General features: G+C 41.4%; 29 protein-coding genes and 1 pseudogene. 12 read left to right on the top strand and 18 right to left on the bottom strand.

Annotation, left to right across the window (positions count from 1 at the left end; all coding sequences use genetic code 11):
• Positions 1 to 132: 132 nt before the first annotated feature.
• From ACSQ7D_RS00150 to ACSQ7D_RS00105, 10 genes are all read left to right on the top strand, one after another.
• Positions 133 to 729, top strand: coding sequence for a DUF6046 domain-containing protein (locus ACSQ7D_RS00150; protein WP_437134933.1), 597 nt, complete (start codon positions 133 to 135; stop codon positions 727 to 729).
• Entirely contained in the window at positions 729 to 1,694 is a 966-nt protein-coding gene (locus tag ACSQ7D_RS00145; RefSeq protein WP_437134932.1) for a late control protein, read from the top strand. The genes ACSQ7D_RS00150 and ACSQ7D_RS00145 overlap by 1 nt, the downstream gene beginning before the upstream one ends.
• On the top strand, positions 1,691 to 2,182 hold the full coding sequence (locus tag ACSQ7D_RS00140; protein WP_437134931.1) for a hypothetical protein: 492 nt from the start codon (positions 1,691 to 1,693) through the stop codon (positions 2,180 to 2,182). Before ACSQ7D_RS00145 ends, ACSQ7D_RS00140 begins: the two co-directional genes overlap by 4 nt.
• A 3-nt stretch (positions 2,183 to 2,185) precedes the next feature.
• Positions 2,186 to 2,659 carry a terminase gpP N-terminus-related DNA-binding protein gene (locus ACSQ7D_RS00135; RefSeq protein WP_437134930.1) on the top strand — a complete coding sequence of 158 codons (474 nt, stop codon included), beginning with the start codon at positions 2,186 to 2,188 and terminating at the stop codon, positions 2,657 to 2,659.
• Positions 2,652 to 4,241 carry a hypothetical protein gene (locus ACSQ7D_RS00130; protein ID WP_437134929.1) on the top strand — a complete coding sequence of 530 codons (1,590 nt, stop codon included), beginning with the start codon at positions 2,652 to 2,654 and terminating at the stop codon, positions 4,239 to 4,241. Before ACSQ7D_RS00135 ends, ACSQ7D_RS00130 begins: the two co-directional genes overlap by 8 nt.
• A 15-nt stretch (positions 4,242 to 4,256) precedes the next feature.
• Positions 4,257 to 4,739 carry a hypothetical protein gene (locus tag ACSQ7D_RS00125; RefSeq protein WP_437134928.1) on the top strand — a complete coding sequence of 161 codons (483 nt, stop codon included), beginning with the start codon at positions 4,257 to 4,259 and terminating at the stop codon, positions 4,737 to 4,739.
• Between the two features lie 25 nt (positions 4,740 to 4,764).
• Positions 4,765 to 5,196, top strand: a complete 432-nt coding sequence (locus tag ACSQ7D_RS00120; protein ID WP_437134927.1) for a phage protein Gp36 family protein — start codon at positions 4,765 to 4,767, stop codon at positions 5,194 to 5,196.
• A gap of 50 nt (positions 5,197 to 5,246) precedes the next feature.
• Entirely contained in the window at positions 5,247 to 5,738 is a 492-nt protein-coding gene (locus ACSQ7D_RS00115) for a phage morphogenesis protein (RefSeq protein WP_437134926.1), read from the top strand.
• Positions 5,738 to 7,000, top strand: a complete 1,263-nt coding sequence (locus ACSQ7D_RS00110; RefSeq protein ID WP_437134925.1) for a phage portal protein family protein — start codon at positions 5,738 to 5,740, stop codon at positions 6,998 to 7,000. Before ACSQ7D_RS00115 ends, ACSQ7D_RS00110 begins: the two co-directional genes overlap by 1 nt.
• Before the next feature lie 77 nt (positions 7,001 to 7,077).
• Positions 7,078 to 8,271, top strand: coding sequence for a phage minor head protein (locus tag ACSQ7D_RS00105; RefSeq protein WP_437134924.1), 1,194 nt, complete (start codon positions 7,078 to 7,080; stop codon positions 8,269 to 8,271).
• Between the two features lie 130 nt (positions 8,272 to 8,401).
• On the opposite strand, the gene ACSQ7D_RS00100 is transcribed toward ACSQ7D_RS00105, so the two are convergent.
• The 18 genes from ACSQ7D_RS00100 to ACSQ7D_RS00015 all read right to left on the bottom strand — a co-directional run bounded on the left by ACSQ7D_RS00100 (position 8,402) and on the right by ACSQ7D_RS00015 (position 18,623).
• The gene (locus ACSQ7D_RS00100) at positions 8,402 to 8,773 is read right to left on the bottom strand and encodes a hypothetical protein (protein WP_437134923.1); all 372 of its coding nucleotides are present in this window, start codon (positions 8,771 to 8,773) and stop codon (positions 8,402 to 8,404) included.
• Between the two features lie 71 nt (positions 8,774 to 8,844).
• On the bottom strand, positions 8,845 to 9,762 hold the full coding sequence (locus ACSQ7D_RS00095) for a hypothetical protein (protein WP_437134922.1): 918 nt from the start codon (positions 9,760 to 9,762) through the stop codon (positions 8,845 to 8,847).
• A 77-nt stretch (positions 9,763 to 9,839) separates the two neighbouring features.
• Complete coding sequence (locus tag ACSQ7D_RS00090; RefSeq protein ID WP_437135171.1) at positions 9,840 to 10,040, bottom strand: hypothetical protein; 201 nt, start codon at positions 10,038 to 10,040, stop codon at positions 9,840 to 9,842.
• Between the two features lie 104 nt (positions 10,041 to 10,144).
• Positions 10,145 to 10,606: a hypothetical protein gene (locus ACSQ7D_RS00085; RefSeq protein ID WP_009420102.1), complete on the bottom strand. Its 462-nt coding sequence runs from the start codon at positions 10,604 to 10,606 to the stop codon at positions 10,145 to 10,147.
• Positions 10,607 to 10,610: 4 nt separating this feature from the next.
• Positions 10,611 to 11,174, bottom strand: a complete 564-nt coding sequence (locus tag ACSQ7D_RS00080; protein WP_437134921.1) for a hypothetical protein — start codon at positions 11,172 to 11,174, stop codon at positions 10,611 to 10,613.
• 21 nt (positions 11,175 to 11,195) lie between these two features.
• Positions 11,196 to 11,378 carry a hypothetical protein gene (locus ACSQ7D_RS00075; RefSeq protein WP_437134920.1) on the bottom strand — a complete coding sequence of 61 codons (183 nt, stop codon included), beginning with the start codon at positions 11,376 to 11,378 and terminating at the stop codon, positions 11,196 to 11,198.
• Positions 11,365 to 11,793, bottom strand: a complete 429-nt coding sequence (locus ACSQ7D_RS00070) for a hypothetical protein (protein WP_437134919.1) — start codon at positions 11,791 to 11,793, stop codon at positions 11,365 to 11,367. Before ACSQ7D_RS00070 ends, ACSQ7D_RS00075 begins: the two co-directional genes overlap by 14 nt.
• Positions 11,771 to 11,923: a hypothetical protein gene (locus ACSQ7D_RS00065; protein WP_437134918.1), complete on the bottom strand. Its 153-nt coding sequence runs from the start codon at positions 11,921 to 11,923 to the stop codon at positions 11,771 to 11,773. Before ACSQ7D_RS00065 ends, ACSQ7D_RS00070 begins: the two co-directional genes overlap by 23 nt.
• 133 nt (positions 11,924 to 12,056) lie before the next feature.
• Complete coding sequence (locus tag ACSQ7D_RS00060) at positions 12,057 to 12,755, bottom strand: DUF3164 family protein (RefSeq protein WP_437134917.1); 699 nt, start codon at positions 12,753 to 12,755, stop codon at positions 12,057 to 12,059.
• A gap of 19 nt (positions 12,756 to 12,774) precedes the next feature.
• A complete protein-coding gene (locus ACSQ7D_RS00055) occupies positions 12,775 to 13,062 on the bottom strand; it encodes a hypothetical protein (RefSeq protein ID WP_437134916.1) in 288 nt (95 codons plus the stop codon).
• A 5-nt stretch (positions 13,063 to 13,067) separates the two neighbouring features.
• Complete coding sequence (locus tag ACSQ7D_RS00050; RefSeq protein ID WP_437134915.1) at positions 13,068 to 13,259, bottom strand: hypothetical protein; 192 nt, start codon at positions 13,257 to 13,259, stop codon at positions 13,068 to 13,070.
• A 32-nt stretch (positions 13,260 to 13,291) separates the two neighbouring features.
• Positions 13,292 to 13,669, bottom strand: coding sequence for a hypothetical protein (locus ACSQ7D_RS00045; RefSeq protein ID WP_437134914.1), 378 nt, complete (start codon positions 13,667 to 13,669; stop codon positions 13,292 to 13,294).
• 4 nt (positions 13,670 to 13,673) lie between these two features.
• Positions 13,674 to 14,312 carry a hypothetical protein gene (locus ACSQ7D_RS00040; RefSeq protein WP_437134913.1) on the bottom strand — a complete coding sequence of 213 codons (639 nt, stop codon included), beginning with the start codon at positions 14,310 to 14,312 and terminating at the stop codon, positions 13,674 to 13,676.
• A 4-nt stretch (positions 14,313 to 14,316) separates the two neighbouring features.
• Entirely contained in the window at positions 14,317 to 15,219 is a 903-nt protein-coding gene (locus ACSQ7D_RS00035) for an AAA family ATPase (protein WP_437134912.1), read from the bottom strand.
• Entirely contained in the window at positions 15,219 to 17,273 is a 2,055-nt protein-coding gene (locus ACSQ7D_RS00030; RefSeq protein WP_437134911.1) for a hypothetical protein, read from the bottom strand. Before ACSQ7D_RS00030 ends, ACSQ7D_RS00035 begins: the two co-directional genes overlap by 1 nt.
• A 121-nt stretch (positions 17,274 to 17,394) precedes the next feature.
• Positions 17,395 to 17,769, bottom strand: a complete 375-nt coding sequence (locus ACSQ7D_RS00025; protein ID WP_437134910.1) for a hypothetical protein — start codon at positions 17,767 to 17,769, stop codon at positions 17,395 to 17,397.
• A gap of 43 nt (positions 17,770 to 17,812) precedes the next feature.
• Complete coding sequence (locus ACSQ7D_RS00020) at positions 17,813 to 18,412, bottom strand: antA/AntB antirepressor family protein (RefSeq protein ID WP_437134909.1); 600 nt, start codon at positions 18,410 to 18,412, stop codon at positions 17,813 to 17,815.
• A 4-nt stretch (positions 18,413 to 18,416) separates the two neighbouring features.
• Positions 18,417 to 18,623: a hypothetical protein gene (locus ACSQ7D_RS00015; protein WP_107781322.1), complete on the bottom strand. Its 207-nt coding sequence runs from the start codon at positions 18,621 to 18,623 to the stop codon at positions 18,417 to 18,419.
• A 63-nt stretch (positions 18,624 to 18,686) separates the two neighbouring features.
• On the opposite strand from ACSQ7D_RS00015, the gene ACSQ7D_RS00010 reads away from it, so the two are divergent.
• Both ACSQ7D_RS00010 and ACSQ7D_RS00005 read left to right on the top strand, forming a co-directional pair.
• A complete protein-coding gene (locus ACSQ7D_RS00010) occupies positions 18,687 to 19,412 on the top strand; it encodes a S24 family peptidase (RefSeq protein ID WP_437134908.1) in 726 nt (241 codons plus the stop codon).
• A gap of 1,195 nt (positions 19,413 to 20,607) precedes the next feature.
• A pseudogene (locus ACSQ7D_RS00005) lies at positions 20,608 to 21,718 on the top strand (ISAs1 family transposase).
• Positions 21,719 to 21,726: the final 8 nt, after the last annotated feature.

Below are 21,726 nucleotides of genomic sequence, written 5' to 3'. Positions count from 1 at the left end.
TAAAAATTGGTAACCAAACCTTGTACTGATTTCACCCAAACTTTGTACTGATTTTGCCCAAACTTTGGGCGGTAATTTCGTTAGCTATTCTATATGTATGAACTTTGCACTGAATAAACAAGATGATACGTTATGGAATTCGATATAAAGGAACTCACTGCAAGGGCTTTTCTGGACTATGTAGGACCCGCATTCCCCTCGTGGTGGGCTAACAATAAAACCAAATTTGTACTGCCGAGCCTCTCCAATATCAGCGAGGCGCGCAGTAACGGAAGTCAGTACTTTATGACGCTAAAAGTAGCCGATAAGGTAGGCGAACAAACGCTCTTTCCTAATGAGCCTTTGGTGAGTTTTTCGCTTACCAAAACAATCGTTGAGACGGCAACGGTAGGCAAACACCGCAAAGGAAAGGTAAAAGAGTACATCGCCACAGAAGACTGGCAGATTACCATTAAGGGGCTTTGTATAGACACCACTAACCCCGATTTGTACCCTACGGCACAGGTGCAGAGCCTCAATAGGCTATTTGAAAAGAATGAAAGTTTGGAAGTCGTAGGTAATAAACTCTTTACCCTCTTTGATATTCGGAACATAGTACTGAAAGATATTAGCTTCGAGGCTATGGAGGGTAAGGAAGGTATACAGAAGTACACCATTAAAGCCGTATCGGATATGGACTTCTATGCTGAATTGGATGAGAAAAGAACCCAACTTAATAAGATATACTAATGTTTGTATTACAAGCAATTATAAAGATAGGTAATTATACCTTCAGAGCAATACACAGCGTGAAAATTACCAAGTCAATAGACGAACTTGCCGACACCTGTATCATTGAGTTACCGAGCCACTTTAAAGTGAGCAAAGGGGGAGAAACTCTCTACACTGAAAAGGCAATTAAGACAGGCGACAAAGTGAGTGTTACCCTCGCTTATGAGGGTGTGTATAGTGGGGTAGAGTTTGAGGGCTATGTAAAAAAAATAAAGCCTAATATTCCTGTAAGCATAGAATGTGAAGACGCTATGTATTTGCTTAGACGTAAGAATATCAATAAGTCGTGGCAAAAAACAACCCTTAGAGAAGTGTTGCAGGAAGTAGTGAAAGATACACCTATTGCTTTGGCGGATAATATTCCACAAATGCAATTAGACCAATGGCTTATACGCAATGCTAATGGCACGCAGGTATTGGAGAAACTCAAAGAGGAATTTCGGATAAGCGTATTTATCAACGATGAGGGCAAGCTATACGCAGGGCTTTCAGAGCTTACCAATATAGGACAAACAGCCTTTTACGACCTTAACCGCAATATTGTAGCCAACGACTTGGAATATCGCACCAAGGACGAACGCAAATTGAAAGTACGTTATACCTATATCGACAAAAATAACAAAAAGAAAACAGTAGAAGAGGGTGATGCTGAAGGAGAGCTAAGAACCTTTCATACTTCTGTAGTGAGTGATGAGGCAAAGCTACGGGCTATGGCAAAGGCGGAGATTGAAAAGCTAAAGTATGACGGCTTTGACGGTACGCTCACGAGCTTCTTAGTACCTTATGCTACGCGGGGTATGCAGGCACATATAGTAGACAATGAACTCAAAGAGATAGACGAGCGTTATTTTATCAAAAAGGTAGAGACTACCTTTGGACGTAATGGGGCACGCCGGCAAGTAACCATAGGGGCAAGATTATGAGTATAGACAGAGCATTAGCAGAAGGACTCAGAGCGATTGGCAAACGCAAAACTCCTACCTTAGCCGTAGAGGTGCTCTCGGTAGACAAAAAGCAGGGCACGTGTGTGGTAAAAGATGAGGAACTGGAATATACAGTGCGATTGGCTTCGGTGATTAATGAAAATGCCGAGCGTTTTTACCTATTCCCAAAAATAGGAAGTAGTGTGCTGATATCCTCAATTGGAGAAGACGAGAACCGCTACCACGTAGTGGGGTATAGCGAAATTGAGAGTGTGAGCTTGCAGATAGATGAGCTACAGCTAAAGGTAGATAAAGCAGGCTTTCACTTGCAACGCGGTGAAGTAGATTTTAAAAGCCTTTTAAATGAACTTTTAAATGAACTTAAATCGGCAGTAATTCAAACCCCTGCAGGACCTGGCAACTTCGCCCCTAACAACGTGGCAAAGTTTGAAGAGATTAATAATAAGATAAACGAATTATTACAATAAGATATGGCACGACTTACAGCAGTAGAGGCAGATTATAAAAAATCACAAGCTAAGGAACTTTTCGCCAAAGGCTTTAGCATTGCCAATATATCGGAGATGATAGGCATAGGCATTAAAACGCTGGGCAAATGGCGAGAGGAAGGCAAGTGGGACGATGAGAAAGAATTACAAACTCTTAAGCCCTCTAATATTCGCAAACTCACCCTTAAATGTGCACAAGCCATTGAACGGGGCGAACCTTTGCCCTATAAGGCTGATGATATTACTAAGATTGTAGCTGCGTTCGACCGCATTACAGACCACAATAAGATAGCGGTGTACACTATGGAAAGCCTTGACGGCTTTACTAACTTTATCTTAGAGCGGGCAGGACAAAGCACCGGAAAGAAACGAGAGACGTATATGGATACTATTAAGAATATACGCCCTTACTTTGATATGTACATAACCGATTTATTACAGCGAGGAGATGACTAAAACAGAACTCAAAGAAGCTAAAGAACGTTATTTTGCCAAGTCAAAAATGATTAGGGAGCTTACTTACGAGGCTATCCAAAAGGAGACTACAGACGAGCAGGAAGCACGTATCAAAAGGCTTTTAAAGCCCGAAAACTATGGGGAGTTTTTCGACTACTATTTCGGGCTTGACAGTGGCTTGCCGTTGGGCGATGCCAAAACACCTAAGTTTCATATTGACGACTATATAAGGCTTTACAAGGACCCATATATACGACAATTCAGAAAGAAGTTCAGAGGAGCGGGTAAGTCCATACAGTCCAATGTAGGTAACATCTGCCACCTCAAACAAAATAACCTCACTTTCTTTCCTATCCTTATAGGAGCGAACGAGGGCTTGGCTAAAATACTGCTATCCGACCTGCAAGCGCATTTGGAGAACAACCAGAAGTTCATTAAAGACTTTGGTACACAACTCTCCTACGGTGATTGGTCGGACGGAGATTTCCAAACTACTGACGGCAAGCACTTTAAGGCGTTGGGGCTCAACCAACCTTTCAGAGGTTTACGTTTTGGTATGTATCGCCCCGACCTCGCTATTTTGGACGATATAGAGGACATAGACCGCGCCAAACGCCCCGATATGATAGAGAAGTACGGCAAAAAAATTACAGGAGACCTCGTAAAAGCGTTTCACCGCAAGCGAGGTAGGCTTATCATCAATAACAATTACATCGTCAAGGACGGTATATTGGACTACCTCTACGACAAATGGAAAGGCAGTCCGCACCTGCACGACTCGGTTACCAACCTCGCCACCGTGAACATTACCCGCGAGAACTATATGGATATAGAGTGGGAGCCTTCGTGGAAGGAGCGCGACACTAAGGAAGATATTATCCGCATTCTGCTAAATGATGATTATTATACCTCACAGCGCGAGGACTTCAATAACCCTATTGAGGAGGGCAAGCTATTTAAGGCTAAAGATATTGCCTTAGTACGTGTGGCGGGTAATGAGGCTTGGGACGGCTTGCTTGACCATTGGGACTTGTCCTATACCGCTACAGGCGACTACAAAGCAGGGGTACTCATTGGGGTAAAAGGTATTAAGCTCTACGTGTTAGAGGTGTTTTGTCAGCGTTGCGAGCTGAACTCGGCTATGGAAGTACGCGCCCAGTGGGTAAAGAAGTACCTTAAAAAAGGCTACAACACTATGGGCTTCTTTGACGCTACTATGGCGCAGAAAGCCGTCTACACCCCTATCATTATGCAATCAGCAGAGGACAACGCTTGCCCTAATATCCCTATCGGCTTACACCAGGAGGGCGACAAGCACAACCGTATTTCGGCGGGTATTACCAATGCGCTTTTTCGCAAAATATTGTACTGGGACGAGAGTCTTCCCAAACGCTCAGAGAAAGACTATAATGCTTTTATCAAGCAGGTGCTTTCCTTTGAAAAAGGGACTACCTCACACGATGACGCCCCCGATACCTTAGAGCGTGCCATTACCCTTGCCCAACAGTATTTTGGCTATTCCGAAAACCCTTTACAAAGCGGGCGCCCTTTCATAGCAAAACATAAAAGACGAACAATATAACTTTTCACTTAGAAGATGACGCCAAGAAAAGAACTATTTGTAAAAGTAAAACAAGCCCTTGCCAACATTGAGGGCATTGAGCTGATAGACCTACAACGTGGGCAGTTTGATAACCCCGAAAACGGCTACCCCGAAATATGGACAGCTGCACTCATTCAAGTAATGCCTATTGCCTACGAGACGATGACACAGCACGTGCAAGAAGGCGAGTGTGAGTTTCATATAGACTTCTATTGTAAAGACGGCTGGACAGACCAGCACTTAGGCACTTCTGATGCCGAAGAGGGGCTTATGGAGTTGGATATATTGGACAAAATCACCGATACCATACAATTCCTGCAAGGCGAACAGTTCAAGCCTGTACAACAGGTGCGAGAGGAAGAATTGCGCCTAAGTGATGATGGCATTATGAGCTATCGTATTACCTTCACCACTCGCATTTATAGGCGAACTCCGTATCCTTATGCTAACAAACGATTGCAGATCGCAAATAATTAATCATTAACAATTAATCATTATCAACGTGTTTTTAACCAAAGACGAACTCAAAACAGTCGCCACCAAAGAGGTGATAGACCTTATCACCCAAGGCGACGAGCAGATAGTAACCGAAATCATTGCCGAAGGCATAGACCTAATAGCTTCTTATTTATATAAGTACTATGATACCGAAGCTATCTTTGCCAAAGAGGGAGACAAACGCAGTAAAATACTGTTAAAGTACCTCAAGGATATTGTTATCCACGAAATTTATATAAGGCGAACTAAAACCCTCAACCAAGTGGCAAAGCTCCGCTATGACGAGGCTATGTTATGGCTCGAAAAGATAGCCAAAGGCGAAATAGAAGTCGGCTTCCCAAAACGCCTAAAAGATACCGATGGCGACGGCACCCCCGATACGCCCACGCCTTTTATGAAGCTCGGAGGGCGCAAAACCTACCGCAATCACTGGTAGCGGTGAGCCACCGCAGGCAGTCGTAGCACGACAAGCAATTCATTAAAACTATGAGTAATAATAACTTTACAGAACTCCGCCGAAAGCTCGAAGCCCTTGCACGCTTAGTAGCTAATGATGTCCCCATTGTCCTTAAAACAGAGGGACTCAAGTTTATTCAAAAAAACTTCCAAGATGAGGGATTTAATGATGAGGGCTTACAGAAGTGGCAACCTCGCAAAACTACTGATACACGAGGGAGAGACCTTACCCGTTACCGCTCGGATAGGGTAGGCAAAAAGGGTACTCTTACCCTCTTTGGCAAGCGCAATCAGGGGCGTGCTATCCTTACAGGATACAACTCAGGAGGCAACAAGCTACGACACTCTTTTATGGCGCGTATGGAGAAAATGCAAGTAACCTTCTACACCCATAAGGAGTATGCCCTAAGACACAACGAGGGATTGAAAGGTATGCCTAAGCGACAATTCATAGGCAACTCCAAAACCTTATTCAACAATATCAAAACGGCAACAGACCGTTTATTCAATCAATTAAAATAATGGCAAAGCAACCCCATAAACAACGTATAGAAAAGAGTGTCACCCTTAGTGGTAATGCACTTAATAAAAAAGTACATTTGGGCAAAAATACAGCCCAAAACATTCAGCAGGTAACCAATCTGATGGTGGACATCATCAAAAGACAACGCAGGCTATGGCGTACCGAGCTCAACCATTGGCACTCGGCACGTTATGCCCGCTATAGTGTGGACTATCCTCGTACTTACCCTCTGGAGGAGGTATACCAGGATGTACTCCTCGACGGACACCTTACTGGTATCACCGAAAACCGTACCCTACGAACTACCAATAAGGACTATATTATCGCCATCGATGAGATTAAAGACGATGCCCTAACCGAGTATATCAAGGATAAACAATGGTTTGAGGACGTAATCGAGTTCGCTCACCAAAGCATCTATCACGGGCATTCACCTATATGGCTCAAAGAAGTAACCAAAGGCAAAATCAAATCGGTAGAGCTTATTGATAGGGGCTTAGTTATCCCCGAAAAGCACGTACTGCTCAAAGACTACGATGCAACCACTGGCATAGACCTACGCGATGTACAAGAGGTAGTATTAGTAGCACGATTCTACAAGCATTCGGGGTTACTCGAAAAAGCTACGCCTTATGCAATACTCAAGCGCCATTCGTGGGGTTCGTGGGACGAGTTCGAGGAGCTGTTTGGTATTCCTATCCGTATTGCCAAAATAGCCTCACAAAGTGATAGTGTAAAAGAGGAAGTTGCCCAGTGGTTGGAGGAAATGGGCTCGGCTTCGTATGGGGTATTCCCAATAGGCACTGAAGTGGATATTAAGGAGAACAGCAAAGCCGATGCTTTCCAAGTGTTTTACCGCAAGATTGAAGCCTTAGACAAAGAGTTATCAAAACTCGTACTCCACCAAACGATGACTACCGAGAACGGCAGTAGCAAGGCACAAGGCACGGTACACGAGAATACTTTGGAGGAGGTTGTATATGCCGATGAAAAGAAGATGTTAGCTTTCCTCAATAACCAACTTTTGCCCGCTATGCGTGCCATTGGCTACCCTATTCCCGACAATGCCAAAATAGCAGTAGAGAAAACTACAGACCCAAATAATCAAATCACTATAGACGGGGTACTCTTAGGGCGTGGCTATATCCTTACCCAAGACTATATAGAGCGCACTTATGGGGTGGAAATAGAAAGTATGCCTACCTCCTTCTTCTTGGGAGAGGGACGGGGTGAGGAACAGGAAGAGTCAAAAAAAGCCTAAGCCTACTCAAGTTACACTATCGTACCCATTGTTGCCCACAGCACGAGCATATAAAGCTCAGTAAGGAAGACAACGACTTGAGTAGGCTCATTGAGGGGTACATACGTGAGGCTTTTGAAGAGCGTAGTATTAGTGAGACACAAAGCAAAGAACTATGGCAATACTACTACAAGCACCTAAATAAAGCCTTAGCAGAGGGCTACAACCCTACTATTGAGGAAACCAATACCGAACTGGTAACCTCACTAAAGCACAACCTTGCGCGCTTCTCGGCTTTCAAAGAAACGAGTTTTAAACAGCAGATAGAGCAAACCCTTATAAAAGAAGGCAAGGTGCTTTCGTGGCAAGAGTTTAAGGCAGAGGCAAATAAGCTCAATATAGAATACAATAGGCGTTGGTTACAAGTCGAGTATAACCAAACAGTAGCCAATGCCTTATCGGCGCAAAAGTACGAGGAATATATAGCCAATAAGCGCATATATCCTAACCTTACCTATCACGCGGTACACGATGAGCGTACCCGTGAAACACACCGTGCTTGGGACGGGCTTACGCTACCCGTAGAACATTCTTTTTGGCAAACACACCTACCCCCTAATGATTGGGGGTGTAGATGCTATGTAGAGCCTACTGCTAACCCCGTAACCGAGGGTGTACGCACAGAAGACGTTCCAATAAAAGAAGCCTTTGCTAACAACCCCGCTCTTTCGGGTGAGATATTCCCCGTAATACCTTACGCCAAAGGAATGAGCGAATGGCAAGTGAATGAGGTAGATAAGAAGCTACAGAAACGTCTTAAAAAGGAAAAAGCTAAGGCAAAAAGAGTAGAAACGTGGGAGACTGTACCTACTGAAAAAGGCACGGTAAGAGTAAGTTCTTTGCACGGTAAAGCAGAGAAAACGGAGAATACCGAAATAGCTTCTTATTTGGCTAACAAATACGGCTATGAAATAAACCTAATAGCAAAATCTAATGAGAAAGGCGCAAAAAGTGCTGATACCTTTAATAAAACCCTGCAAATAAAGCAGGAATACAAGCGTATTCACACGCCAACTATAAACGCTGTTGATAAGGCTTTAAGAAGTACACAAAACCAAGCTAATTTTGTGGTATTAGATATAAAAGCTGATATCTCAGATGATGATTTAAAAAATGCTATTAAAGGGCGTGTACGTAGGTCTGAATGGATAGAAGAGGTAGTAGTTATTAGGAATGGTGAAGACAAAACCTATTTAAGGGCTGATATACTTAGAGAAGATTGGAGGCTTTAAAATAAAACAGACAGCTAAACAGTGCAAGTATTTAGCTGTCTGAGTTGGGGGCCGAGAGTTTTCTTATGTAGCCTCCCAGCCAATTTGTACTGCAAAAGTACAACTTTATTTTAAACTACCAAAATAATTACTAATTATTTTTTGAATTTACCTCATCATACAAATTATCACTTAGTTTTTGCATTGCTATAAAGTTGATTATGAAATAAATAATGCTATATAGTAATATAACAACCGTAATAAGTGAAAAGTTTATAGTTATACTTATCTCTCTTATTGAAAAAGAATAGAGATTATTTTCTTTATCTCTAAGGTATTTTTCTAATAAGTACAATAATGTTGAAAAAGCAAAGTACTTGATATAAGAATGGCGTACTTTCTTTATATTACTTCGCAACTTATCAATGACTCTCTTATTCTTAATACCTTGTAAATTAAAAGTTATTAGTAATCCCATAGCAATAGAAAACATTATCCCTAAAATAGTAAATAAAGTATTCATATAATAATCATTTAAATACCATTTAAAGAATAATGAAAGTATAACCGCAAATAGTAAAACTAATATGTCTTTTAATTGAAACATTTTTCAAGTTCTCTTAAATATTTTTCCATTGCTTGTTTTAGCTCAGGTTCTGATATTTTACCAGAGTCGGTAGTTTCTATTTTAAATTCCCGCATTTCTTCTATTTCATCTCCTTTTATAACTTTCCCTTTCTTAGGGTAGAAAGTAACATTTTCTAAATCAGAAACAGGTTTTAGTAGTGCCCCAAAATAGTTTTGATATTCTTCCTCTTTCATTTTTTTTGGCTTGTTGAATTTTAACAATAACTCTGCCGAAATAATTTCAGAGGCTTTGACTTCATCAAAAGAACATACATCCGTAAGCATTTCAGTAAGTAGTTTAAAGCTAATTGTCTTTGTTTCTGTCAAATTAAAGCTATCTTCTTCTTTTCTTACAGGGTCTTCTATTTTTATAGATTTTAAATCACTAAGAGAGATTGGTTTTTCTTTTACAATAGGGGTAATTTCAAAAAGAGTATTAAGTCTTATTGACTGTAACAACCAATTTGTATATGTTTGAAAATGGGTGATAGTAATATTTCCTCTTAGTGTTACTATCAAATACTTGTCATTTAGTAGAAAATAGTAGTGGTCTTTGTAGAATAAAGAAGAATTAACATCTAAATCTCTTAATTGCTCTAAGTGAATAATGTTCTCCTCAAACACTTCTTCTGGAATTTCTGGTATATTATCACTACTCTTAATTCGTAATAAAGTACCAAAAATAACACCCTCTGATATTTCATAATCGCATATCAAATCCTCTTCCCTACTTTCGTCTTTAGTATTTAAGCGCATTCTCCTTTCATTAGCTTTACTTTTAGGTAGTTGCTCGCATAATAAAGAAAAAATACTTTTAGCATTATCAGAAAAATCACTTGTACTAATTCTAAAAGCTCTACATTTTACATTCTTTGGTTTACTCATAGAAAATATATTTTAGACCGCAAAAGTACAAAATAAAAAAGAATAGAGGTAAATCACCAAAACTTTTTTCAACTTTTTTAATTTTCTGCATAAATACCCTCGTAGGTAAGGATAGCCTCGACTGTACGAGGAGACAAATATACCCTACTTGCTACCTCCTCAATTACGGCATCTACACGCCACTGAGGGTACTTGTTAGTAAGCTCACCGAAGAGTTCACGTATCTTTTCATTCCGCCGCTGAAGACGTTGTTTACATTGTTTGCGTTTAAGCTGCATATACCAAAGAGAATGAGGAATTTTATAGTGCAAAGATATGACATAATTGGCAAATTAGCAAATGAGCCAATTAGCGAATGTTAAAAATTGCTAATTGACTCATTTTAGATTAGTCTGTAGGCTTTTTTTAAACGACGTTTAAAGTCATCTAAAGGGGTTTCATTAGCCCGTTCTTGATAGCGAAACTCGGAGTGCTCTCGCTGTCGTTGTTCATCTATAAAGGTGAAGCGTTCTTTGTCGTATTGGCGAAAAAAACTAAGTACTTTATCAATGCCAAGACGTTCATAAAACTCGCCGTATTCGCCCGATAATATGCGTTTGAATATGAAGGAAATCTCGGTGAGCTTTAAGTAACCGTAATCGTTCATTATTTGGCTACTGCAAAGCCTTATTTGGTCTTCACTCATTGGACGGGATAGGTTGAGCATTTCGTTTAGGTAGACGAGCCACGCCATCACGAACTTGTCGCAAGCCTCTGCTCCATAGTCACGCCTTACGGCGTTGATACTGGGCGTAGGCAGGTTGATAGCATCGTCTATGGTTTTGAGTTTGTAGCTATGTAACATACAGTTAGCGGGTGAATAGACCTTGAAGAATCTCTCGCTTGAAATTATCGCTGTAGGTTGTTGTTGCACTACTGTTACCTCGTTTTGCATTTTGTAATATCTTGTTAAGTTGTGAATTGATGTATTTTAAATCGGTGTTTTTTTGGTGAAATGCATCCATCTTCTGCCAATTGCCAAGTAGGTATTGCCACGTGGCAAGGGCTTCGGTGTCGTTGGCTGATACTTGTTGCAGGTAGCTAACAATTTGCTTAAGGGCTTTTCCATCGGCTCCTGTAAACTTGGGAGGAAATCCGTACAAACGTTTATAAAAGTCGAACCATTCGTCTAAGAACTTTCCGTATAGACTTACAGGGTCTGGCACATCCTCACAATAAGAAACGCTGCCTCTCCATTGTTCTTGGTAGCGTTCTATATCTTCCTCTTGTGGAGGTAGGATAGCTCCGAGTTGTTGGTATTGCTGACTATTAAGCCCTCCGCTCTTGATTTCGATTTTGCAAAGCTCACCTTTATTATAGGTGAGCTTTAGGAGGGTGAGGGTACGGTGTAGGGTTACGGTATAGGTTGTCATTTTTATATAGTGTTTAAATTGTTATACATTCCACTCTTCTTTGGTGAGTTGTGCGCCACAGTCTTTGCAAAATAGGGCAGTTACTTCTACAGTGCAGTAGTGGGCAAGGGTGCGGCGTTCGGTATGCTTGTGAGAACAAGTGCGAGCCGCACAAGCTATTAATTTGCTAATTTTCTCATTGGCTAATTTTCTAACTTCTTTCATAGCGTTGTTGTATCATCTTTTCGAGTATGAATATGATTTTACTCACTTCTTTACTGGTCATATCGGCAAGAGCCTTCTTTACGGGGGAACGACTGCTGATAAGAAAACTGCCAAGACGATTGAGGTCTACGTACTTGGAGTTATTCTCCTGTACCCAACCTAACTCGTGGCATCGGGCTAATAGGGTACGATGCTGTGGGTTTTGTGCGTCAAACCTTGCATAATAGCTTGCGGGTGCAACCTGCCTGTCTTTGAGGTAGCGTATGAGCCCAAAGGCTTGTTGGGGAGTGAGGTTTTTAATACTGGTTACCTCTTCGCCTACAAATGCCGAGACGAACGCTAAACGCTCTTCTCTGTCTCTATACTGCTTGCCGAGTAGGGTTTGCAGTATCTTAATTTGTTCTTTGGTTATCATCTTTTTTGTCTTTTTTATCTGATTTTATAAACTCCTTGGTATAGGTATGAGTTACGGTAAAACCACTTTCCTTGGCTATCTCTGAGAGGTTTTTTCCTTTATATTTTTCTATTAAAGCGTCGGGGTTCATTTTAAACAGTGTTTAAAGTTATTTAAAAGCTCCTCGCCTTAGCGGATCTCCTATGGGCGTCCCCTTAGTGCAAGCGACCGGACTAAGGGCGGAGGAGCCTCTTTTAGCTACCGAAACGGCTAAAAGTGTAGTGTTATGCGGTGGCTTGCTCTTCGTACTTCTCGTGTACTGGAAATAGGTGCTTAATATCAGTACCAGGGGGAAAGTCTACCGATGAGAGCGATAGGGGTATGTTGCACTTTTTGCCCTGTTCGTCGAGGGTATTGGCTTCGATGTAAAAGGCTGAACGCTGTGGACGATAGGCTTGAGCTATGATAGTTACGGCATCGGTGAAGGCTGGGTTGTCGAACTCTTTGGCTACACGGGTAAGCTCTAACACGCGGGAGGCTTTAAGGTTGCCTTTGGCGTCCTTCTTGAGCAGGCGGTTGATAACGGTTACGAGCTTGGCACTCTCATCATCTTTAGCAAGTGATGAGATAAAGTGACCTACTTTCTCAATACCTGCATTTACGGTGTCGTCCCAATTGTCGATGACGCGGAAGCCGTAGGTGATGGTGTTACCGTGCTTATCGGTGAAAGTGTGGCTTTGCTGGTCGCCTTTAACATCATAAACTTCATTTTTGGTGTCCAAGAGAATTTTGAGGGCTTCAAAGGTGTGAAGCTTTACTTCTGCCATCTGTTCTGAATAGTTTTGTAGCTTACCGATGATTTGTGGAATTGCCTCATTGACGAGGGCTTTGTATGCCTCGCGGTTTTCGTTTTGTGCTTGTTCGCGACGTTGTAGTTCTGCTTTGAGTTGCTCTTCTGTGAGGTGTGTTAAATCTACTGTCATAATTGATAATTGTTATTTGTTAATATCCTGTTACTTTTACTTTATATAGCGGATGCTTTCTTAGTGGTTGCCATTCGGAATTGTCATCTTCCCATAGGAGTTCGCGGGTAAAAGCGTCGTATCGAAATGCAGGAGGTTGCCACTGATTGTAAGATATCCAGTCCTGTAACTTCTGCACTAATGCGGGCACTTTGTTGGTTTTACCTGCGCGGTATTGGCAGGTTTGTAGCCTTTGCTCGAAGGTAAGCACCTGTAAAAAGGTGTCGAGGGCAAGGGCTTCTGTGTATGCTAAAAATCTACTTTTCATAGTTGTTATTTGTTAATTAGTTTACCGTATTTTTTGAGGTCTGCCCACCAAGTTACATTATCTCCGCTGATGCCTTGGGGGAGGTATCGCACGGGGCGTTTTTGCTTTTTGGCGGTTTTGAGAAGCTCTTGTGCGTGCTCTCTCATTTTGCGATTGATGTAGTCGTAATCGCTGATTTCGTTAGGTTCTATTCTCATTGTTTTTTGGTTTGTCTTCGCTTGGTGTTCGCTTAGTGTTCGGTGCGAGCCGTACGAGCGGTTATTTTCTTTAGGAGTACACTGGGATAGTACTGCAAGATATTCTCAGCGTAGATGGTGATGAGCAGAAGAACATCGTCAGCGTTGAATAGGGTGATGTCGGTACCATAGTGTCGTTCGATGGTTTTCTCAACCTCTTCGTACCATTGGTCATCGTACCAATTCATTAGACTATCGTGGCTGATGAGAGGTTTTAAATGCGATGCTTTGCCTTGTTGTATAAGGTGGGCACACCAGTCTATATAGAACTCATAGCGTAGGTTTTCGTACTGCAGGTAGGTGAGTCCTAATTGCTTGGCGAGAGCGTGGCGATAGATGATTTGTTGGGGTATTGTTTTTAGGGTGTTCATTGTATTAGGTATTAGGGGTGATATTAGTGTCGTAATAGAGTTGTGCTTTCTCTTCGTCGATAACGAGGGTGCCACCAGGGCAACGCCCCGACACGTGGCAGGCAAGTCCTTCGACTCGGATAACGATTTCCGCGAGCTTCTTACAGAGGCGACCTACAGCGAGGTCGGGTTCGCCTTTCTCTTCGTGTGAGAGAAAGATAAAAAGGGTGTTTCGGTACTTTCGGCTCCACTCTCGTAACTTTGGGGCTGTGAGTTCGTCTTTGTAAATAGTAGTGTTGTCGATGATGACTACCTTTGAGCTCCTTTGTTTTCCAAGGGTGTTTTCTATTTCGGCAATTTCAGTATAGGGTACTATCTTTAGTCGGCGATTAAAAGGGTCGAGTTGGGCACGCATATAGGCGTCTTGGAATGTTTTGCTGGTGCCCTGCTCAGCACTGATGTACATTGTGGTTTCGTAGTTGCTTAGGTGCTCGGCGAGTTTGAGTGAGAACCACGTTTTTCCTTGTTTTTCTTTGCCGTATATGAGCCAAAAGCCTGCTACTTCGGGGTTGCCCAGGGCGCGTGCCCATTCGCCCTTAAAAGGGAATGTTTTATAGGTTTTTTCGAGTAGTTGTTTGCCGTATATTGCTTTTATTCGTGCCATTGTTTCAGCTTAGTTTTATGAGATTTTCTAAATATCGTAGTCGTTTCATATCTGAGGCGGTAGCGTCTTTCTTACCGCTTGGGTTGAGGCATTTGCGTACTAACTTATCTACATCGCTTTGCTGTTTGGCGTTTACGGTGGCTACATCGCCCAGTAGTTGTATGTAGAAGGCTTTGCGGTCGTCGGTGCCTTGGGGTACAATAGTGGTGATGTCAAAAAAGCGGTCGAAGATTTCAGCATAGCCTACTTTTTTGTGAGCAATACCGCTCTCTATTTTGGCACGCAAACCATCGGCTCCCATCATATACCAAGCGCATTCACCTTGGGTAGCGTTCCATAGTTCTTTGAGTTCAAGGAAGGCGTTGTAATCAAGGTCGCCAGCTTCGTCTAATACGACTAAAGGCTGTTCTAAGTACAGGAGGCACATTTTAATAGCGGCTTTTACATCGGTGTATCGTCCTGTATCGTCCACGCCTATGGTTTTGGCAAGCAGGCGAATGAATTGTTGTTTCGTTTTGGCTTGTGAGCAGTCGATATAAAAGGCGTTTTTCTGTTGCTTTACAACGTGGCGTGCGCAGAAGGTTTTGCCTATACCACAGTCGTCTACCAGTATCATTGATTTGCTGTAAGTTTTGCAGTATAGCAAGTTGTCTTCAATTTCGGTGTAGACTTGTGTGCGGGCTACTTTCCAGCCGTTGTCGTTCACTTGTACACCGAGCTGATGGGCAATTACAAGCCATTGGGTGTCGGATAGTACTTTGTCTATTTTGCCATTTTTGATTTGTGAATAAATGGCGGCACTTAGTTTGAGGCGTTTGGCATAAGCTGTGTCGGAACCTCCGTAGTTTTCGCGGTCGGCTAACATAGCCTCGCGTACTTTCTGTTTAAATTCGATTGCTATTTTCATTATATAGTGTATTTGTTTCTCCAAGATTGGGTGTACTCGGTACCGGTACTGGGGTTATACAATATTTGTTTGTCGTCTTCATCTAAGGAGTCGTAATCGCTGAGTATTTCGACTTCTGTGGTGTTGGTGGCTTCGTAGCGTTTGAGGCTTGGGATAACGAAAGCGCGTTGGCGTGCCGGTGTGCGGTTGATGATGCCTACTTCGGCTATTTGCTTGCTGTGATGTTGTACAAAGCGTACGATAGTCATCGTATAGGCATCTTGTAGGGCTTTGGCTACCATATCGGCTTCTGTTTGCTCGGCACGTGCACGTTGGAATTTTGGCATTGGTTGTACTTCGCATACATAGCGACCGCCACAATAGGCTATGGCTTTGATAAGGTCGCCTTCGTTGCTATCAAGCCAAAATACTTCTATCTCTTTACCTTCTATTTGTTTCATTTTCTCAATAAGGGGCTCGCCGGTGAGTATGGTGCTATCTTCGGCGATTGCCATTTTTTGCCTATTAAGGCTGATGTATCCTTGTTTGCAACTTGTTTTAACGCTGTAGCCTATATGGGGCAGGATAGCGCGGTAATTGGTCTCGGGGAGGGTTTCGAGCTGGTTGTTTAGGAAATACTCCCAACGGCTTACTTCGGGGTGCTCATCGTGTGGCTCGTTGTTCCAATCTTCTATATCGGCGAGGCGTGCCTGCACCAGTTCGTTATAAGGGATAATTTTAGTAGCTCCTTTGCCCGCTTGGTTGGCTTCGCTCTTAGCAAAGGGGCGTGCTATCCAACCTTCGGCGTATTTTTCTTTATTGTTACGCATCTTTCCAAACATACGTTCTATATATTTACCGCGGGCGTTGTTAGCCTCAACCCTTACCTTTTGGAACATATAGCCATCACGTAGGAAAGTGTTTAAAAAACTGCTGTTGAGGGAGCTTTCGCACTCTAACTCAAAGGGGAGTTTTAAGCCCCATTGGTGATAGTTGCGCACCAGCTGGCGGTAGAACTCTAAGATGATGCCTTCTTTGGTTTTGCCATATACGAAGGCTGTCATACAACGGCTGGCTACATCTATGCCGATATAAAACCAAAGGCGTTTGCCTTTGTCGTACCAAAATGGCGGTTGGCGGTCGTCAATAGAGAGGAGCGAGCCTGCTTTGGTAGGGAGTTCGGTTTGAGCGTAGGGGATAAATTGCCCCATAAAGGCTTGTCGGTTGCCAGAGCGGAGGCTGTAGGTGGCGATTTTAGTTTCCCAAGCCGACAGGTAGGCTTTGATGGTGCTTTCGCTAAGGGCGGGGAACTCTTCGGGGGCGTACAGTTCGCCGGTTTCTTTGTTGAAGACTTCTATATATCCGCTAAGGAAGGACTCGTATTGGCGGGCTATATCGGTAGGGGTGGGTTTGTACTCTTGTCCTACGAATAAGCCTTTAATCACTTCTATTACACGCTCATCTACCTTGCGGGCGTTTTGCTTGCCTTTGCCGTAAGGGTCTTTAATCACTGAAAGCAGTCCTTCGTTTTTAAAGGCTTTGAAGGCATTTTTAAAATGGCGTAGGCTTTCGGGGAGGGAGTGCTTACGGCTGGGGGGCAGAGTTTCGTTGAAGCTCAAAGCATCGGTAAGGAGGCTTTGTGCAAGCCCTTTGGTAGGGCTCTTTTTGTGTAACGATTGGCGTACGGCAAGGCGTTCACTCTCAAGGGTTACGAGAGCCTGCAAGGTAGTAGCATTGATAACATAGCGGTCTATCTCTTCATCGGTGAGAGGTTTGCCCTGGCGTTTCCAACCGGCATAGAAGCGGATGGTTTCGTCTTTCACGGCATAGTAACGCTCAAGGAGGTGTCCTTCTTTACGTGGGTCGCCTAGGGCGTGCTGTATATCGGTAGGCAGGGTATCGTAGTCGATAAGGAGCTTGCGCCCATTGCCACCCGATTGGAGTTTTTTCACGCCGTAAGGTTTGTCTTTATGGCGGTGTATCTCCGAGCGCAACGTATTGAGTGTATTCCAATGCTGTGGCACTAACTCTTCGGCTTCGACGGCAACTTTATTATGTAACCAGAGGTATGGCATTTGTGTTTTAGTTTTTTACTACTTTTGTAGCCTAATTATTAAATCATTAAATTTATGAGTACAGATGATGTGATTAAGGAAATGCAAGAGAAAATAGATAACTTGCGTTTTGAAGTTGCCCTTAATGAAGTGTATTTAAAGACTCTTGAGCAACTTGTGATTGAACTGGCTTCTCGCCTACTGAAAAAGGACGAATTAGCGGGCGTTCTCGACGAAGCGGAGTACGAAAGAACATATCAAGCATACGATCGATTGATTTGCTTGGAGAAAGAGGGAGAACTTTATCGCCCTCATACTGTTCAGCCTCATATATTTGAGTTTTATTGCCGGCTAAAAGACTTGGAGCGGGATAGGAACTCTCAGCGGGATAATAAGTCATAGCCTTTGGTAACATAATTTTTTCGCGTTTTACGACTATACCTAAAAAGGTAGTGCGTATCTCTTTGCCGATGATAAGGAAGTCATCATTGAGGAGGTAAATGGTTTTTGTTGTCATTTTAAAAGTGTTTTAAAAGGTTTTTAAATTGGCTTTGTTATGGTTATGCTTCAAAAAGTTTTAACTCTAATTGTACTACTTGTGGCAGTCCTTGTACCTTGGTAAGCTGCTGATAGCCGTTGCGCAGTTGCAATAGGGCTTCGGCAAACTCTCTGTTGATGTACCACTTGCCTTCGGCGGTGCGGTAGAAGTGCTGAGGGTGCTTTTTGATACGTCGAAAATACTGCCCGCTGGTAACTGAGTACTGGTGTAATAGCAACCATTCTATATAGGGCAAGGCTTCCTTGCCGTAAACATTGAGTGAGGGAGGCATTTTAATAGCAGACTCACGAGCTAATTTTTCCATTTCAATAAAGTAGTTGCGTATCTTCTTGCCTACTTCTGTTCTTTCTACCATTGCTATTTCCTTAGCCATATCTATTGTAAGGAAATACTCGGTGCGTGGTCTGTGGGATACCTTTTGCCCATTTTTGGGCAAAAGTTGATTTTCAGCAAAATAGTCTTTACCTTCGTCAAATCTATATTCCTCAACCCTACGAGGGAACCAGTTTGTAAACTTGGTTTGAACTCTCAATCTTCTGTGGAGTTCGCGGGCATCTATTAACTGAATGCCGTTTTGTTCGATGATTGCGATGTCATTCATTGTTTTAATCGTTTAAAAATTCTTTTACTTTCTTTTCAGAAGGGGCAATCATACTATGGTAGTCCTTTCTGATTTTGTCGGCTGAGAGGCTTGTGCGCTCGCCGCTTACACACTGGCGAATGTATCGCCCAGAGAAACCGTGCTTCTCAATCAATGCATTTATTACGCTTGCATTGTACTTGTTATACTTTTTTTTCTTACTTTTGTCCATTGTTACTTATTGTTCCAATTCTGGCGCAAAGATAGCAACTATTTTTTCTAATATGCAAATTTTATGGCAACTATTTTTTCTAATATTAAAGAGAGAGTCTTGTATATCTCTGAGAATAAGGGTATTGCAAGAGAAAAATTTTTTGATGATTTGGGTATTACATACGGAAATTTTAAAGGAAAAGCAAAGGAAAAAGCCCTTAGTTCCGATATTTTGGCAAAAATAGTTGCTAAATATCCCGATGTAAGTCCTGAGTGGTTGCTTACAGGAAGAGGAGAAATGCTGAAACCTGAGCACGAAAATCAATCACAAGAAGTTACTATTATTAAAGGTAACCGTAAAACCCGTGATGCTATCATAGATACACAAGAAATACCTTTCTACGAGTTAGATGCTACAGCTGGGCTATCGTCTTTTTTAAAAGGAGACAAGAGGGTTAATATTATTGATACTATAAAGATACCTAACGCCCCGAGATGCGATGGTGCATTTGGTGTTATAGGTGATAGTATGCTTCCTTTGTTAAGGTCTGGGGATATTATTCTTTATAAGGAGTCTCCAATTAATTTAGATTACCTCCTATTTGGTGAAATGTATGTGTTAGGCTATGATTTAGGAGATTGGGAAGAGGTGTTAGCTGTTAAGTATATACATAAAAGTAAAAAAGGAAAGAACTATATAAAATTGGTTAGTGAGAACCCTAACCACGCCGATAAAGATATTCCCTTTGCCTCTATCAAGGCTTTAGCGTTGGTGAAAGTAACTATTAGGTTTAATACTCCATACTAAGAGCATATATAGGGGAGAAAAGGGATAGAAAGTACGTAATATATAGAGGAAAAAAGGCACTTTTAAAACAATAATAATATAAATATACTGTTAATCAATGTTTTACATTATATAATCAAATGCAATATACTACAAACTCGGTAACATTTCCTTTCAAAATGCCCAAAATCGTGTAATTTGCTACTTAAACTCGTGTGCTAAAATATACGCAATTGCAACGCCAACTGCAACGCCAACTGCATCCCCAACTTTTTAGAGGGTGTTTTTGGGCTTTACTGGGTGGGTACCTTTTAAAGGTGTTTAGAAGTCGGTGTATTAGTAGTTTAAGGACATAAAAAAACGCCCTAAATGGGCGTATTTGTTGGGGTTTTGGTAATTATTAGGGTATATATACCCACCAATAGTAGTTACTTCCAATTAAATGGTAGTTATTGGGCAATTACTCGGTAATTAAATGGTAATTAAATGCAGTTTTTTGTACATTTCATTTTCCTGCCTTTTTCAGGCTTTTTTGTTATAACTACCTGTTTTTTAAATGTTTTTATAGCTTTTTTGGTAGTAGGTATATGTACATTTCATATTACTGCCCATAAATGGTTAGCGGTTAATGATTAATAATGATTTTATGAATTGATAGGGAGTTTGAGGTAAGAGATAGATGGCGTAACTTAATTAGCAAATGAGGAAATGAGGAAATGAGGGAATGAGGGAATGAGGGAATGAGGGAATGAGGGAATGAGAAAATATTATCAGTTTATTCAACTTTGCCAAAGTTTCAAACTTTGGCAAAGTGTGTACCTCTAAAAGGAACACTTCTGAGCTATCGGAAGGAAACGGAGAAGAACGGAAGGGAGCTGAGAAGAATTTTGAAGAGAAAAGGCTATTAGTAGGGTGGGGTTAGCTTATAGAGAGCTTATAGGAAGCTTATACGAATCTTGGACGATTGGTATAGAAAGGGTGTGTAAATGATTGATTAATAATATAATACAACAGTGTAAAAAATGTTAAAAAAGAGGTTTCGAGGCGAAAGAAAAGGGAAGAGGTGATAGGCCTTAGGTCATAGGCACTAGGAGGGAGTATGACGGAAAATTAAAAGAAACCTCCCCCTAGCCCCCTCGGAGAGGCAGGGCTGTTACAAAGTTTTGTAAGTTATTTTAAATTACTATTTTTGCATTCTAATAAAATGTAAAAGTCTATGACACTGATAGAAATGTTATCTAGTATAGAGGATACTAGAAAAAGACGCGGTATCCGCCATAAAATGCCTAACTTCCTGATTATGTGCCTAACAGCAATAATGTCAGGTTATACTGGTTATCGAGAAATAGGCCGTTTCCTCAAAGAAAACCAATGGGAGTTTAAAAAGTATCTAACTTTCTGTAAAGTACCTACATATGGCTCTATTAGAAGGATATTTATGGAAATTGATTTTGATGATTTTGCCCAAAAATTCAATCAGTGGACTGCCCAATTTTTACCAATGTGTCAAGGTGAAACACTTGCTGTTGATGGAAAGGCTATTGCAGGAACTATTAAAGACACTCAAAATAACTATCAGAATTTTGTTTCATTGATAAGTGTTTTTGCTTCACAAAGAGGCATTGTATTAGCTTGTGATAAATTAGAGAACAAAAAAGAATCTGAAATTTATACCGTTCAAAGACTCTTACAAGCCTTAGACATTCAAGGTGAAATAATCACTTTAGATGCCTTACATTGTCAAAAAAACTCTTGAAACTATTATAAAGTCAAAAAATGACTACATAGTACAAGTAAAAGGTAATCAAAAAAAGCTTTTTGAGCAAATAAAAGCAAATGTTGCTACAAAAAAGTATTTAATGCACACTTACCAAGAGTGTTCTTTGCTAAGAGGTCGTGATGAATTGCGTATTACCAAAGTTTATAAAAATTTAGAGGGTATTTCTCCTGAATGGTTTGGTATAAAGCGAATTATAGAAACAACACGTTATGTCAAAACAAAGAAAGGTCAGACAATAGAGATAGTTTACCATATTAGCAGTGTAGCTAAGAATAAGGCTGATTTCTTTGCTAATCACATACGTTCTCATTGGGGTATAGAAAATCGTTTGCACTGGGTGAAAGATGTACAAATGAAAGAGGACAAGAGTAAGACTAAATCAGGTAATGCTCCTGAGAATCTTTCAATAATGAGAAATATATCAATTAACCTATTTCGTCTTAATGGAAAAGACTCTATCAAGTCAGCTATGGAATGGAGTATCATTAATTTCAAAGAACTTATGAATTTAATATATTATAAATCAAACATTTGTAACTCTATGTAACAGCCCTG

The sequence above is a fragment of the Capnocytophaga sp. G1920 genome (assembly GCF_051417515.1).
This window is presented reverse-complemented; position numbering and strand designations above follow the sequence as displayed.

Coding starts and splice junctions, on each gene's coding strand:
- ACSQ7D_RS00145 (WP_437134932.1), top strand. CDS start 729: ATGTTTGTATTACAAGCAATTATAAAGATAGGTAATTATACCTTCAGA.
- ACSQ7D_RS00030 (WP_437134911.1), bottom strand. CDS start 17,273: ATGCCATACCTCTGGTTACATAATAAAGTTGCCGTCGAAGCCGAAGAG.
- ACSQ7D_RS00080 (WP_437134921.1), bottom strand. CDS start 11,174: ATGACAACCTATACCGTAACCCTACACCGTACCCTCACCCTCCTAAAG.
- ACSQ7D_RS00010 (WP_437134908.1), top strand. CDS start 18,687: ATGGCAACTATTTTTTCTAATATTAAAGAGAGAGTCTTGTATATCTCT.
- ACSQ7D_RS00130 (WP_437134929.1), top strand. CDS start 2,652: ATGACTAAAACAGAACTCAAAGAAGCTAAAGAACGTTATTTTGCCAAG.
- ACSQ7D_RS00055 (WP_437134916.1), bottom strand. CDS start 13,062: ATGAAAAGTAGATTTTTAGCATACACAGAAGCCCTTGCCCTCGACACC.
- ACSQ7D_RS00035 (WP_437134912.1), bottom strand. CDS start 15,219: ATGAAAATAGCAATCGAATTTAAACAGAAAGTACGCGAGGCTATGTTA.
- ACSQ7D_RS00125 (WP_437134928.1), top strand. CDS start 4,257: ATGACGCCAAGAAAAGAACTATTTGTAAAAGTAAAACAAGCCCTTGCC.
- ACSQ7D_RS00115 (WP_437134926.1), top strand. CDS start 5,247: ATGAGTAATAATAACTTTACAGAACTCCGCCGAAAGCTCGAAGCCCTT.
- ACSQ7D_RS00075 (WP_437134920.1), bottom strand. CDS start 11,378: ATGAAAGAAGTTAGAAAATTAGCCAATGAGAAAATTAGCAAATTAATA.
- ACSQ7D_RS00025 (WP_437134910.1), bottom strand. CDS start 17,769: ATGACAACAAAAACCATTTACCTCCTCAATGATGACTTCCTTATCATC.
- ACSQ7D_RS00020 (WP_437134909.1), bottom strand. CDS start 18,412: ATGAATGACATCGCAATCATCGAACAAAACGGCATTCAGTTAATAGAT.
- ACSQ7D_RS00070 (WP_437134919.1), bottom strand. CDS start 11,793: ATGATAACCAAAGAACAAATTAAGATACTGCAAACCCTACTCGGCAAG.
- ACSQ7D_RS00015 (WP_107781322.1), bottom strand. CDS start 18,623: ATGGACAAAAGTAAGAAAAAAAAGTATAACAAGTACAATGCAAGCGTA.
- ACSQ7D_RS00140 (WP_437134931.1), top strand. CDS start 1,691: ATGAGTATAGACAGAGCATTAGCAGAAGGACTCAGAGCGATTGGCAAA.
- ACSQ7D_RS00100 (WP_437134923.1), bottom strand. CDS start 8,773: ATGAATACTTTATTTACTATTTTAGGGATAATGTTTTCTATTGCTATG.
- ACSQ7D_RS00095 (WP_437134922.1), bottom strand. CDS start 9,762: ATGAGTAAACCAAAGAATGTAAAATGTAGAGCTTTTAGAATTAGTACA.
- ACSQ7D_RS00135 (WP_437134930.1), top strand. CDS start 2,186: ATGGCACGACTTACAGCAGTAGAGGCAGATTATAAAAAATCACAAGCT.
- ACSQ7D_RS00065 (WP_437134918.1), bottom strand. CDS start 11,923: ATGAACCCCGACGCTTTAATAGAAAAATATAAAGGAAAAAACCTCTCA.
- ACSQ7D_RS00110 (WP_437134925.1), top strand. CDS start 5,738: ATGGCAAAGCAACCCCATAAACAACGTATAGAAAAGAGTGTCACCCTT.
- ACSQ7D_RS00150 (WP_437134933.1), top strand. CDS start 133: ATGGAATTCGATATAAAGGAACTCACTGCAAGGGCTTTTCTGGACTAT.
- ACSQ7D_RS00045 (WP_437134914.1), bottom strand. CDS start 13,669: ATGAACACCCTAAAAACAATACCCCAACAAATCATCTATCGCCACGCT.
- ACSQ7D_RS00085 (WP_009420102.1), bottom strand. CDS start 10,606: ATGTTACATAGCTACAAACTCAAAACCATAGACGATGCTATCAACCTG.
- ACSQ7D_RS00060 (WP_437134917.1), bottom strand. CDS start 12,755: ATGACAGTAGATTTAACACACCTCACAGAAGAGCAACTCAAAGCAGAA.
- ACSQ7D_RS00040 (WP_437134913.1), bottom strand. CDS start 14,312: ATGGCACGAATAAAAGCAATATACGGCAAACAACTACTCGAAAAAACC.
- ACSQ7D_RS00090 (WP_437135171.1), bottom strand. CDS start 10,040: ATGCAGCTTAAACGCAAACAATGTAAACAACGTCTTCAGCGGCGGAAT.
- ACSQ7D_RS00050 (WP_437134915.1), bottom strand. CDS start 13,259: ATGAGAATAGAACCTAACGAAATCAGCGATTACGACTACATCAATCGC.